The organism is Pseudomonas tohonis (genome assembly GCF_012767755.2).
GTDB classification, from domain to species: Bacteria; Pseudomonadota; Gammaproteobacteria; order Pseudomonadales; family Pseudomonadaceae; genus Metapseudomonas; species Metapseudomonas tohonis.
Genome location: NZ_AP023189.1, coordinates 4,667,665 through 4,680,480 on the forward strand (window position 1 = coordinate 4,667,665; position 12,816 = coordinate 4,680,480).

9 protein-coding genes and 1 tRNA gene are annotated in these 12,816 nt (G+C 69.0%); 4 read left to right on the forward strand and 6 right to left on the reverse strand.

From position 1 onward, the window contains the following. The first annotated feature begins 20 nt into the window (after positions 1 to 20). Both agmR and HSX14_RS21110 read left to right on the forward strand, forming a co-directional pair. Positions 21 to 686, forward strand: coding sequence for a response regulator AgmR (agmR, locus tag HSX14_RS21105; RefSeq protein WP_173172393.1), 666 nt, complete (start codon positions 21 to 23; stop codon positions 684 to 686). A gap of 111 nt (positions 687 to 797) precedes the next feature. Then, positions 798 to 1,325 (forward strand): REP-associated tyrosine transposase, encoded by a 528-nt coding sequence (locus HSX14_RS21110; RefSeq protein ID WP_173172391.1) that lies wholly within the window; start codon positions 798 to 800, stop codon positions 1,323 to 1,325. A gap of 590 nt (positions 1,326 to 1,915) precedes the next feature. Here HSX14_RS21110 and nahK read toward each other — a convergent pair. From nahK to pqqF, 4 genes are all read right to left on the reverse strand, one after another. Next, complete coding sequence (gene nahK, locus HSX14_RS21115; protein ID WP_173172389.1) at positions 1,916 to 4,552, reverse strand: hybrid sensor histidine kinase/response regulator NahK/ErcS'; 2,637 nt, start codon at positions 4,550 to 4,552, stop codon at positions 1,916 to 1,918. Then, positions 4,482 to 5,645 (reverse strand): nitric oxide-sensing protein NosP, encoded by a 1,164-nt coding sequence (gene nosP, locus HSX14_RS21120; RefSeq protein WP_173172387.1) that lies wholly within the window; start codon positions 5,643 to 5,645, stop codon positions 4,482 to 4,484. Before nosP ends, nahK begins: the two co-directional genes overlap by 71 nt. A 469-nt stretch (positions 5,646 to 6,114) precedes the next feature. Further along, positions 6,115 to 7,296, reverse strand: a complete 1,182-nt coding sequence (locus HSX14_RS21125) for a porin (protein WP_173172385.1) — start codon at positions 7,294 to 7,296, stop codon at positions 6,115 to 6,117. A 280-nt stretch (positions 7,297 to 7,576) separates the two neighbouring features. Continuing rightward, on the reverse strand, positions 7,577 to 10,045 hold the full coding sequence (pqqF, locus tag HSX14_RS21130; protein WP_173172383.1) for a pyrroloquinoline quinone biosynthesis protein PqqF: 2,469 nt from the start codon (positions 10,043 to 10,045) through the stop codon (positions 7,577 to 7,579). Between the two features lie 371 nt (positions 10,046 to 10,416). Between pqqF and HSX14_RS21135 the strand changes: the two genes are divergently transcribed. Beyond that, positions 10,417 to 10,914: a DUF2165 family protein gene (locus HSX14_RS21135; protein WP_173172460.1), complete on the forward strand. Its 498-nt coding sequence runs from the start codon at positions 10,417 to 10,419 to the stop codon at positions 10,912 to 10,914. 57 nt (positions 10,915 to 10,971) lie between these two features. Here the strand turns inward: HSX14_RS21135 and HSX14_RS21140 are convergent. Further along, a tRNA-Arg gene (locus HSX14_RS21140) sits at positions 10,972 to 11,048 on the reverse strand. Between the two features lie 119 nt (positions 11,049 to 11,167). Here HSX14_RS21140 and HSX14_RS21145 point away from each other — a divergent pair. After that, positions 11,168 to 11,644: a GNAT family N-acetyltransferase gene (locus tag HSX14_RS21145; protein ID WP_228723475.1), complete on the forward strand. Its 477-nt coding sequence runs from the start codon at positions 11,168 to 11,170 to the stop codon at positions 11,642 to 11,644. 72 nt (positions 11,645 to 11,716) lie between these two features. Here the strand turns inward: HSX14_RS21145 and HSX14_RS21150 are convergent, their stop codons facing one another. After that, positions 11,717 to 12,772, reverse strand: a complete 1,056-nt coding sequence (locus HSX14_RS21150; protein WP_173172379.1) for a Glu/Leu/Phe/Val family dehydrogenase — start codon at positions 12,770 to 12,772, stop codon at positions 11,717 to 11,719. Positions 12,773 to 12,816: the final 44 nt, after the last annotated feature.

Below are 12,816 nucleotides of genomic sequence, written 5' to 3' on the forward strand. Positions count from 1 at the left end.
GAACAATGAGGTGAATGGCCATGTACAAGATCCTGATCGCCGACGATCACCCGCTGTTCCGCGAGGCCATCCACAACGTCATCAGCGACGGCTTCCCCGACAGCGAAGTGATGGAGACCGCCGACCTCGACAGCGCCCTGGGCCTGACCCAGGAACACGACGACCTCGACCTCATCCTGCTCGACCTGAACATGCCCGGCATGCACGGCCTCAACGGCCTGATCAACCTGCGCAACGAGGCGCCGACCATCCCGGTGGTGATCGTCTCCGCCGAGCAGGACAAGCAGATCGTCCTGCAGGCGATCACCTACGGCGCGGTGGGTTTCATCACCAAGTCCTCGCCACGGGCGCAGATGACCGAGGCCATCGAGCAGATCCTCAACGGCAACGTCTACCTGCCCTCGGACATCATCCGCACCCAGAAGAGCTCGCCCCGGCGCAACCACCAGGACGAGCACGGCATCCCCCCGGAACTGCTCCAGGCGCTGACCCGCAAGCAACTGCTGGTGCTCGAGCGCATGACCAAGGGCGAGTCGAACAAGCAGATCGCCTACAACCTCGACATCGCCGAAACCACGGTCAAGGCCCACGTCTCCGCCATCCTGCGCAAGCTCAACGTGCACAACCGCGTGCAGGCGATCCTCTGTGCGGGGGATATCGACTTCGCGGCTTATCTGCGGCGCTAGGGGTCGTCCGGCCGACAGCGCAGCCGGAGCTTTCACCTCGCCCGGCGCGCCCTACCGCGCCCCGCGCCGCCCTACCCTGCCGAGCTTCGACGCTTGCAGGGAACCCCGGGAATGTCGCGCTACCTCCGCTCGCAGCGAGCCGGCTCGTACTACTTCTTCACACTCGTCACCGCAAAGCGCCGGCCGCTCCTGACCGAGCCCTCGGTACGCCACGCGTTGCGCAATGCAATCCAGGCGGTGCGGCTCGAACAGCCGTTCCGCATCCACGGCTGGGTGCTGCTGCCGGATCACCTGCATTGCCTCTGGGAGCTGCCGCCCGGTGATACCGACTTCGCGCGGCGCTGGTCGATCATCAAGCGCAAGGTCAGCCAATCGGTTCACCTGCCACCCACTTCGAATAGCCGGGTCGCACGACGTGAGTCCGGGTTCTGGCAACGACGCTTCTGGGAACACGGCATACGCGACGCGGACGACTACCGCCGGCACATGGACTACCTGCACTGGAACCCGGTGAAACACGGACTGGTCACCCGGGTGGCCGACTGGCCCTGGTCCAGCTTCCATCGCCTGGTGCGCGAAGGCCTCTACCCGACGGGTTGGGGAGGTGCCGGAGAACAGGATGGGGATTTTGGCGAGTAGCACGGAGCCTTTCGGAGATCGCCGGACAGGCCGAGCGCGGGATCGGTGCGCGCAGCACACCCTACAAGAGCAGATGGATGCGCGGGATCGGCCCGATGCACGCGGCTCGGTCGTAGGGTGTGCCGTGCGCACCTCAAAAGGTCGGATCGGCACGGAGCCTGTCGGAGATCGCCGGACGGATCGAGCGCGGGACCGGTGCGCGCAGCACACCCTACAAGAGCGGATCGACGCGCAGGCTCGGCCCGATGCTCGCGGCTCGGTCGTAGGGTGTGCCGTGCGCACCTCAAAAGGTCGGATCGGCACGGAGCCTGTCGGAGATCGCCGGACGGATCGAGCGCGGGATCGGTGCGCGCAGCACACCCTACAAGAGCGGATCGACGCGCGGGCTCGGCCCTGTGCATTACAAAACACATTGATGCGCGGGCTCGGCCCGATGCTCGCGGCTCGGTCGTAGGGTGTGCCGTGCGCACCTCAAAAGGTCGGATCGGCACGGAGCCTGTCGGAGATCGCCGGACAGGCCCAGCGCGGGACCGGTGCGCGCAGCACACCTACAAGAGCGGATCGACGCGCGATGGTTGGCGGTGTGCCCCTCACCCACCCCGCTCGATCAGGTGGTTCATCGCGGCCTTGAGCTTCATCGGGCGAACGGGTTTGTGCATCAGGGTGTGGCCGAGTTCGCGCATCTGCTGGCGCAGTTCGTTGCTGTAGTTGGCGGTGATCATCAGGGCGGGCAAGGCGGTGCCGCGGCGGGCGTTGATGCTGGCGACGGCGTCGACGCCGTTGTGGCCGTTGTCCAGGTGGTAGTCGGCGATCAGCAGGTCGGCGTCGGCGTGGTAGTTGTCCACCTGGCGGGCGAGGTCTTCTTCCGAGAGCGCGGTGACCACCTGGCAGCCCCAGCCTTCGAGCAGGGTGCGCATGCCGGCGCAGATGGCCGCGTCGTTGTCCAGCACCCAGACCCGCGAGCCACGCAGGCGCTCCACGAGCATTTCGGGGGTGCTCGCTTCCACCCGCGCCTTGGGTGCGCGCTTGGCCAGGGGCACCTCGACGCAGAAGCGCGAGCCCTGGCCGAGGCGCGAGCGCACCTGGATGCGGTGGCCGAGCATGCCGGCGATCTTGTCGACGATGGCCAGGCCCAGACCCAGGCCCCGGTCCTGCTTGGGCCGCTGCGAGTCGCCGCGCTTGAACTCCTGGAAGATCTCCTTGAGCTTGTCGTCGGCGATGCCGATGCCGCTGTCCCAGACCTCGATCGACAGGCTTTGCCGGTGCCGCCGGCAGCCCAGCAGCACGCGGCCGCTGGGGGTGTAGCGGATGGCGTTGCTGAGCAGGTTGCGCAGGATGCGCGCCAGCAACTGGATGTCGCTGCGCACCAGCGCCGAGCTGGGCACGAAGTGCAGGCTCAGCCCCTCGCTGGCGGCCGCCTGGCGGAATTCCACGGCGAGGTTGTCGAGCAGCTCGCTGACGGCGAAGGGCGCGATGTCGGGCTTGATCACCCCGGCGTCGAGCTTGGAGATGTCCACCAGGGTGCCCAGCAGGCTTTCCACGTCATCCAGCGAGTTGCTGATGTTGCGCACCAGCGCCGTGCTCACCGCTTGCTCGCGCTGCTCCTGCAGGGCGCTGGTGAACAGCCGGGCGGCGTTCAGGGGTTGCAGCAGGTCGTGGCTGACGGCAGCGAGGAACTTGGTCTTCGACAGGTTGGCCTGCTCGGCCTCGCGCTTGGCCTCGCGCAGGCGCAGTTCCACCTGGCTGCGCTCGCCGATCTCGCGCAGCAGTTGCTCGTTGAGCTGGGTGAGTTCGGCGGTGCGTTCGCGCACCCGCTGCTCCAGGTTCTGGTAGGCCAGGTGCAGGGCCTCGGCCGTGCGCCGGCGCTCGGTGATGTCGCGGATCAGCACGAAGATGCCGACCACTTCGCCGCTTGCCAGGCGGTTGGGCACGTAGGAGCGCAGCATGTAGCGCTCCTGGCCGTTGAGGTTGGTCTCGGCCACTTCGAAGGTGACGCTCTCGCCGGAGAGCGCCCGCTCCACATAGGGCTCCAGGCGCCGCCAGTGTTCCTCGCTGTGCACCTCGCGCAGGCGCTGGCCGAGCATGCCGCCGCGCGGCCAGCGGTACCACTCCTCGTAGACCTTGTTGGTGAACTCGTAGACCAGCTCGGCGTTGAGGTAGGCGATCAGCGCCGGCACGTGGTCGGTGATCAGGCGGATCCAGCGTTCACTCTCGGCCAGCGCCTCGGCGTGGCGGTAGCGCTCGGTGATGTCGGTGAAGGTGTTGACGAAGCCGCCGGTGGGCAGCGCGTGGGTGCGCACTTCGAGCATGCGGCCGTCGAACAGGCGCTGTTCCAGCTCGCGCACCGGGCGGCCATTGGCGTCGCGGGTCTGCGGGGTGAGCAGCGCCAGCTCGCTGTCGGCCATGACTTCGGCGAAGGGCCGGTGCGCCTGGATCGGCGCCAGCCCGCAGAGTTCGAGGAAGCGGTGGTTCCACAGCTCCAGGGTGCCTTCGGCGCCGACCATGGCCATGCCCTGGGAGAGGTTGTCCACGGCGCGCTGGAGCAGGCGCGACTTCTGCGCCAGGGCCTGCTCGCGGCGCATGGTTTCGCTGATCTTCAGGTCGGTGATGTCGGTGTAGAGGATCACCAGCCCGCCTTCGCGGGTGGGCCGCTCGCTGACCTGCACCCAGCGCCCGTCCTGCAGGCGGTAGAGGCTGTGCTCGTTGTCGCTGCTGCGCTGCTCTTCGACGATCAGCCCGGTGCTTTCGGCCAGGCGCTTGATCTCCGAGAGCCGGGTGCCGCTGATGATGCGCGCGCGGCTGTTGGCCCAGAAGGACTTGAAGCGGCTGTTGAACAGGACGATGCGCTGCTCCCTGTCGAACAGCACGAAGGCGTCGGAGATGCTTTCGATGGCGTCCACCAGGTGCTGGTGGGCCGTCTCGGCGCGCAGCCGGGCGTCGCTGAGCAGCTGGTTGCTGGCCTTGAGTTCGGACATCGCCTGGTTCAGGGCGTCGGTGCGTTCGCGCACCTGCTCGGCCAGGACCACCGAGTGCTGGAAGGCGGCGTAGGCGTCGTCGCGGCGGGCGGCGCTGGATTCGACCCGCTCGATCAGCGCGGCGTTGATGCGCTTGAGCTTGTGGTTCTCGCCCTCCAGCCGGGCGATGCGTGCTTCGTAGTCAGCGACCTGCATCGCCTGGGCGGCGTCCGATGGCGACACCGGTGAAGGTCTGGTTGATGTGCATGCCATTGAACTGTTCCCCGTAGGTGTTGAAGCCGATCACGCGCTGGCGACGGAGGAATTCGCCGGTCTGCTCGACGCCGCCATCGCTCTCGATTTCCAGGCGGCGCAGGAAGCAGTCGCAGCCGATGGTCAGCAGCGGCGGGCCGAGGCGCTGCTCCAGGCGCTGGAACAGGGCCTGCAGGTTGGGCAAAAGCGGCCCCGGGCGCATGCCGGTGAGGACGATGCCGTTCTCCACGGCGCAGTAGAAGCTGAGGCTGAGGTCGTCGTTGACCCGCTGGATGGAGCGCACGTAGTACTGGTCGTTGACCCGCACGGCCAGCGGATGGGCGGCGAACAGACGGTGGTCCAGGGCCTCCAGCGGCACGCCGATCCACTGGGCGTACTCCTGGGCGGCGGGCTCGGCATTGAGTTCGAAGACGCGGCGGCTGGCGCTGTCGGCGCGGGTGACCACCAGTTTCTCGTCGCTGGGCAGGATGTGGTGGGTGCTGAAGACCTCGAAATCCAGCTGGGTGTTGACCAGCACCACCACCGCCGCGCCGGTGTGGAACTGGCCACCGTGGTAGACGTGGGTGTGGGTCAGGTGGTTGTCGTCACCGGCCGAGCCGCCGAAATGCGGGATGCTGCCGAAGGCGGCGCTGAGGGCGGCGAGCACCACTTCCTCGCGGCTGGAGAGGCCGTCCAGCAGGGTCAGGGCGAAGCTGTGGTCCTTGATCGGCGCCAGGGAGTTGCTGCGGCAGTCACCGACCAGGCGCTCCACGAGCTGCTGGGCGTCGATCAGGCTGAAGCGCTCCATTTCGTCGATCAGCGCACAGCCGATGGAGAAGCTGCGGTAGTCGAAGCCCACCGCGCTGACGCAGCCGCGCCCGTAGCCATTGGGGGTGATTTCGCCGGCGCTGGTGCAGCCCACCAGCTCGATGCCGCCGAAGTACTGCTCCAGCGCCGCGCCCAGGGCCGGCAGGTCGTATTCCGCCGAGCAGAAGAACAGCACGAAGCCCAGGTGCGGGTGGATCAGCTGGCGCGCCAGGTCCTGGGCCACGGCCTCGGCGTCGGTGGCGCTGGACATGGCGGTGACCACGCCCTCGTCCTGATGCTGTTGCATGGTGCGCCTCGCGAATGGGCCTGCAGTTGCTGTGGATTCTACGGAGCGACCCGGGGCCGCCCCATCCTTCTTGGGTAGCGGCGGGCTCGTCCGAAGGGATGAGGCCGCACTGACGATTGCGTTCGGCCTCGGGGAGCGGCCCGGCCACTCATTCGGCCCTGGATGGGTGTGCGCGGGATCTTCGAGGTGCGCGCGGCACACCCCATGCGCGGCTGCGAGCTCTTCGCAGGATGGGCGCCTTCGAAGGCGCATCAGGCATCAGGAGGTGCCACGGCCCGGCTCCGCCTGGTGGAGGTAAAGAGCGACCTCCACCCTACGCGGCGGTCGCGTCCATCGGTGGCATGACGCTTTCTGCAGCCCGCCAGGGCAGGAGCGAATTCATTGGCGAAACCACTCCCCATCAAACGCAAAAAAGGCGGGAGGCATGCGCCTTCCCGCCAAACACAAGGGAGCAAGACAGGGTGGAGCGTTACCAGTTGAGCACCACGCCGAGGGCGACGGTGTCGGTGTCTTCGTTCTGTGCGGAGCCGGCGTGGCCGTCGATCTCGAACTGGTTGTATTCGGCGACCAGCTTGAGGTTGTCGTTGACGTCGTGGAACAGGGCGATGCCACGGGTCTCGTAGTCGGCACCGGTGTTCACCGCGCCGTTGCCGTCGTCCTTGGTCTTGCCGTAGGACAGCGCCAGGCGGTTCTTGCCGAAGCGGTAGGAGCCCTGCAGCAGGTAGCCGTCGCTGTCGACTTCACGCAGGGTCGCCTCGCCGGCGTTGTTGGTGAAGAAGGGGTTGATGCCCTTGGCCTGGAAGCCGGAGGCGACCACCGAGAAGGCACCCATCTTCGCCTGCACGCCGTAGCCCAGGCCCTTGGAGGTGACGCTGTCGACCGCCGGGTCGGTGTTGTCCGAGGTCTGGTAGCCGCCGTTGAGCCAGGAGTAGATCTGCGCGCCGCCCAGCTCGAACTCGTAGGTGAGTTCGGATTCGAAGCGCGGGTTCTCCTGGTAGGCCTTGCCGGTGGGGCTGTCGTCGTTGGTGTCCACCGGGTCCATGATGCCGACCGCCAGGCGCAGGCCGTCGCTCTTGGGGCTGCGATAGGTGATCTGCGAGGTGGGGAACGGATAGGGGTAGCCGCTGCCGATGTTGCCGAAGGAGACGCCGCCGCCATCCACCAGGCCGAGGGTGTCGCTGACCTGGCCGTAGCCGGCGAGCATCTCGTCGAGGAGGATGTTGGAGCGGGCGAACAGGCCGAAGTCCTTGCCCACCAGCACCTCGCCCCAGTCGCTGCCGACGGTGCCGTAGAACTGGCGGACGTCGATGGCGGTGTCGGTGCCGTTGGTCTCGCTGTCGTTGATGGTCACCCAGAAGGAGGCGCGGGCACCGAGCTTGAGGTCATCCACCTGCTTGCCCATGTTGAAGCCGATCCAGTTGGGCAAAAAGCCCATCTTCACCCGCGACTGGCGACGGTCGAACTGCTCGCCTTCGCGGTCGACGTCGCTGTTGACGTAGAAGGCGTTGACGTAGCCGTCGGTGGAGAAGGTGGTGTCGTCCTTGTCGTAGAGGACGATCTCGGCCTTGGCCTGTTCCATGACGGCCAGGGCCAGGCCGGTGGTGAGGGCGAGGGGCAGGAATCCGATGGTGACGTTCTTGTTGTTGTACATGGCGCTCTCCGCTGGGTGGGACGACTCGCTCGAGCCGTGACGGAGGCGATTATCGAAACGCCGGAACGCCCGCCATATGCGGCCTTGGCGCTGTTTCGCCGATGCTTTGGCGGGCCCTGTACGGCCCTGGCGGGAAGGTGCGGGCCGCCCCCCTCGGCGGTAGCGGGGCGCAAGTCGCAACGGACGGACGAGGCCAGCGGCACGACCTGGGAAGGGGGTCGTACCGCTGCCTTGGTAGGGGATTGGGAGGCTGTGGCGAGGGCGCGGAAAGGAGGAGGTATCAGTGCCAGCGCGAGTCGGGGCGTGCAGCGTTGGCGACCGCCAGCCAGCCGCCACGGGCCTGCTGCAGGGCCTCCAGGGCGGCGAGCAGGTCATCGCGGCCGGCCTGTTCGAGGGCATCGGCGACGCGGTCGGGCCAGTCGGGCGCGCGTCCGGCCAGGTGCAGGTTCCAGGCACGCTCGGCCGCGTCCTCGTCGCCGCTGCGCAGCTGTGCCAGCAGGGCCTGGCGCGGGGCCTCGCCGTCCTTCAGCGCCTCGTCCAGGCCGGCGAGGAACGCCTCGATGTGCCCGAGGACCTGCGCCACGGTGGCGCTGGGCGACTGCACGCCGAACAGCAGGCCGGCGTGGCCGTTGATCAGGCGGAAGCCGGAGAACACGGCGTAGCCCAGCTGCAGCTCGCTGCGCAGGCGCTGGTAGAAGCCCGCCTCCAGGCAGCGCGCCAGCCACTGCCAGGTGGCTTCGGTCTGCGCCTGGCGATCGGGCAGCGGGCAGAACAGCAGCAGGGCGGCATCGCCCTGCACCGCCACCGGGTGCCAACGCCGCGTGGCGACGGGGGCCGCCGGGGCATGGCCGTCGAGACGCCGCCCGGGCACACCGCGCAAGACGCCGGCCAGGAGCTGGCGCGGGTGCTCGTCGAGGCCCACGGCCATGACCTCCCAGGCGGTGCGCGCCCAGAAGCGCCCCAGGCGTGCGGGTGAGACCGGCTCGTCATCCGGGCGGGGCTGCGCGACGGCATCCAGGCGATCCGGCAACCCGCGCAACAACTGGCGGATCGGCAGCTCGCCAGCCTCGCGGTTGAGCCAGGCGCGGTGCAGGCGCCGCCCCTGTTCACAGGCGGCCAGGGGCGGTTCGAACAGGGTCTTGAGTACCGCGTCGAGCACCGGCGGCAGCAATCCGGCGGCACCGCGCAGGCTCAACCGCCAGTCGCGGCCCTGTTCGCTGAAATCGATGGCGACGCCCTGCTGCTGGGCGCGGCTCTGGGTCGCCCGCAACGCACGCTGCAAGGCCTGGTAGAAGCCGCCGTCGACAGGTTCGGCCGGCAGACGCCAGCGCAGGAACACCGCCGCGCGCTCGGCATCCCCCCAGTGGTGCAACAGCGGGACGTCGTCCGCCCCCCGCGCAGCCGGGACCTCGAAGGGGCTGAACATGGGGACGCCGGAGAAGCGCCAGCGCACGTCGAGGGCAGGCCAGGGCGGGACGCCGTCTTCCTCCAGCGCCAGCGGGAAGCCGGCGGCCTGCACGCGGCCGGCGACCGCCGCCTCGCTGGCGAACAGGCGGATCAGCCGGGGCGGCGTGAGCTGCGCGAGCAGCCGGGCGAAATCGCGCGCCTCCAGCGGCGCGGGTGGGTCCCAGCCACGCTCCAGCAGGCTGCGCGCCTGCTCCAGCGGCGCCGGACGGGCATGGCCGGCGCGGGCCTGGTGGCGGGCCAGGAGGTCGCGCCAGGGCTCCTGCTCGCGCAGGGCGGCGAGCCAGTGGAACAGCGCCGCCTCGAGGCGCGCACGGCTTTCGGGGCGGGCGTCGGCGAGGGCCAGGTCCAGCACCAGCAGCGCCTGGCCCTGGTCGAGGTGGGGCACGAGCAGTTGCAATCCATCGCACAGCCCCTGCTCGACGAGCCAGGCCTGCAGGCTGCCCTCGGCCTCGTCCTGCAGCAGTTCGCGCAGCACCTCCAGCGCCTGGGGCAAGGCGGCCGGCTGGCCCTCCAGGGCGAAAGCCAGCCAGCTGCGCGCCGCGCCGGGCAGGCACATGCGCAGGCTGTGGCTGACCAGCGGCAGCAATGCGGGCGCCGGGGGCGGGGCGGCGGGCGCACCGCCGGGCAGCGAACCCGCGAGGCGCTGCGCGAGCCCCGCGAGCTCGTCCAGTGATTGAGGTCCGAGCAGCACCAGACGCATGCACGCGCCCTGGTAGTGGGCCTGGTGGAAGGCGGCCAGTCCGGCCTGGAACGCCGGGTCCTCCACCGCCAGGCTGTCGCGGTCGCCGGCATGGAAGTCGGCCAGCGGGTGCCCCGGCGCCAGCGCCGCCGCGAGCGCGGACTGGGCCAGGGTCCAGGTGTCGCGGGCGCGCGCCAGGTACTCGGCCTGCAGCACCTCGCGCTCGCGCAGCTGCGCGTCGATCGCCAGTTGCGGCGCGCCGAGCATGTCCACGAGCCGCGCCAGGCCGGCCTCCAGGCGCGCGGGCGGCAGCTCGAAGAAGAAGTCGGTGTGGCGGGCCTGGGTGCTGGCGTTGAGGCGCCCGCCGCAGGCCTGGACGAAGGGCATGAGCCGCTGCTGGTCGGGGTAATGCACGCCACCGAGGAACAGCAGGTGTTCGAGAAAATGCGCAAGCCCGGGCCATTCGCGTGGCTCGTCATGGCTGCCGGCGGCCACCCGCAGCGCCGCCGCCGCCCGCTGCGCGCCGGGCATGTGGCGCAGCAGCACGGCGAGGCCGTTGTCGAGGAGCAGGGAACGGCTGGCGGGGTCGGGAACGGGCGTCATCCGGGCACCATGGAAAGTTTCGCTCAGCATCCTCAAGACCGGCCCTCACGGCAATGGTTCTTTCGTTCAGCCGAACCGCCCCCGATCGATTGACCGCGGCATGCGGATGCATCGAGAATCCGCGCTCCTTCCCGTGCGGCGTTTCATCCAGCCGGGTTGCCGTGCTTCCCGGTACGGCGCCGGCCTCAGGTCCTCCAGTCCCGATCTCCGCACCTCGGCGCCCCCATGCGCCCCTTCGCCTGGCCCGCCCGGGCATACGACCCCGACCAGAGCCGTCGCCGCGCGCGGCCCGGCCTCGCCCTGCCCGCTGCATGCCGGGCGGGACGGCTGCGCGCGCGACCGGTTCGCCATTTGCAGGAAACACAACGATGATCACGATCCGCCTTTCCAAAGCCCTCATGGTGCTGGCCATGGCCTTCTTCGCCTCGCTGGTGGCCTTCAACAACGTCACCGACTACGGCACCAACTTCGCCTTCGTCCACCACGTGTTCCTCATGGACACCACCTTCCCCGGCAACCAGCTGATGTACCGCGCCATCGAGACGCCCTGGGTCCACCACGCCGGCTACCTCGGCATCATCGCCCTGGAAACCACCACCGCCCTGCTCTGCTGGGTCGGCGGCCTGCACCTGCTGCGGGCGCGCAAGGCCGATGCCGCCGGCTTCCTCGCGGCCAAGCGCTGGGCCATCGCCGGCCTGACGCTGGGCTTCCTCACCTGGCAGGTGGCGTTCATGTCGGTGGGCGGGGAATGGTTCGGCATGTGGATGTCGGAGCAGTGGAACGGCGTGCCGGACGCCTTCCGCTTCTTCATCACCCTGCTGGCGGTGCTGATCTACCTGACGCTGCCCAATGACGGCGGCGAGGCCTGAGCCCTGCGGCCATGAAAAAGCCCCGCCAGCTTGCGCTGTGCGGGGCTTCGGTATTCATGGTGTCCCAGAGTGGGCTCGAACCACCAACCTTCCCCTTAGGAGGGGGATGCTCTATCCAATTGAGCTACTGAGACGGCACGCACGACGGGCAGTCGATGCGAACGGGCGGCATGTTAACGGCGCTTGCGCGTTTTGTCATGCCACTGCCACGGCAGTGCACCATACTTCCGCAAAAATCAGAGGGACCTTCGCCATGCCCCAGCCACTCCCGCAGCTCCTGCCCGACTCCCCCTTCACCACCGTGACCCTGCGCGCCGCCAGCCCGGCGGATGCACCGGCGCTGGCCGCCCTGCTGCACCAGCTGGGCGAGGATGAGTCACGGCCCGACCACGCGCTGCTGGCCTTGCGCCTCGCGGAGCTGCCCAGTGGCCGCGAGGTGGTAGTGGCGGAGCGTGACGGGCGCCTGCTGGGCACCTGCACGGTGATCCTGGTGGAGCACCTGGCGCACAACTTCGCGCGCTCGGCGATCGTCGAGGACGTGGTGGTGGACAAGGACGCGCGCGGCCTGGGCATCGGCCAGGCGCTGATGGACAAGGCCGCCGAACGCGGCCGTGCCTGGGGTTGCTACAAGCTGGTGCTGTCCAGCGGGCAGAGCCGCGAGGCGGCCCATCGCTTCTATGAGTCGCTGGGCTACAGGCCCCACGGGATCAGCCTGTACCTGGATATCTGAGTTTTTCCGGCGGGGCCCGCGTTCACGGGAATGACGCTCGCCGGAGCCGACATTCCCGTGAACCCCACGCCGTTACACGCGCCCGAAACGCTCTTCGGCGAGGCGGTCGGCGACATCGGTGGTGGTGCGTCCTTCCTGGTCGGCGCGGGTGAAGATCTGCCGCAGGGTGTTGCCGATGCCTTCGATGTGCGCCTTCAGCTCGGCCGCGCTGCCGCCGCTGCGCTCGAAGTAGACGTCGATGATGCCGCCGGCATTGATGGCGTAGTCCGGCGCGTAGAGGCAGCCGTTGCGCTTGAGCTCCTCGGCCAGTTGCGCGTCGGCCAGCTGGTTGTTGGCGGCGCCGGCGATGATCGGCACGCGCAGCGCTTCCAGGCTCTGCGGGTTGATGATGCCGCCCATGGCGCAGGGCGCGAAGACATCGACGTCCAGCCCATAGATCTCGTGCTGCCCGACGGCCTTGGCCCCCAGTTGCTCGACGGCACGGCGCACGTTGGCTTCGACGATGTCGGTCACCCACAGCTCGGCGCCGGCCTGGCGCAGCAGGCTGGCGAGGTGGAAGCCGACCTGGCCGACGCCCTGGATGGCCACGCGCAGGCCCTTGAGGTCGTCGCGGCGCAGGCGATGCTTGACCGCCACCTGGATGCCGATGAACACGCCATAGGCGGTGGACGGCGACGGGTCGCCGCTGCGCACGCCGCCATCGAAGGCTTCGCGCTGGTTGGCGCCGGCCACGTGGCGGCTGCGCTCGGCCATGATCTGCATCTCGGCCGGGCCGGTGCCGGAGTCGGCGGCGGTGATGTAGCGCCCGCCGAGGCTGTCGACGAAGTCTCCCATGGCCTGGAACAGCGCGTCGCTCTTGCCCGTGTGCGGGTCGCCGATGATCACGGCCTTGCCGCCGCCGAGGGGCAGGTTGGCGAGGGCGGACTTGTAGGTCATGCCGCGGGACAGGCGCAGCACGTCACGCAGGGCCTGCTCGTCGTTGGCGTAGTTCCACATGCGGCAGCCACCGAGGGCGGGGCCGAGGTGGGTGTTGTGGATGGCGATGATGGCCTTGAGGCCGGATGCCTTGTCGTGACCGAAGACGACCTGTTCGTGGCCATCGAATTCGACGTGGGAGAAGACGGACATGGTGTACCTCTGCATGCGTTTGTCTGGGTGAACGCCGGCCCTCC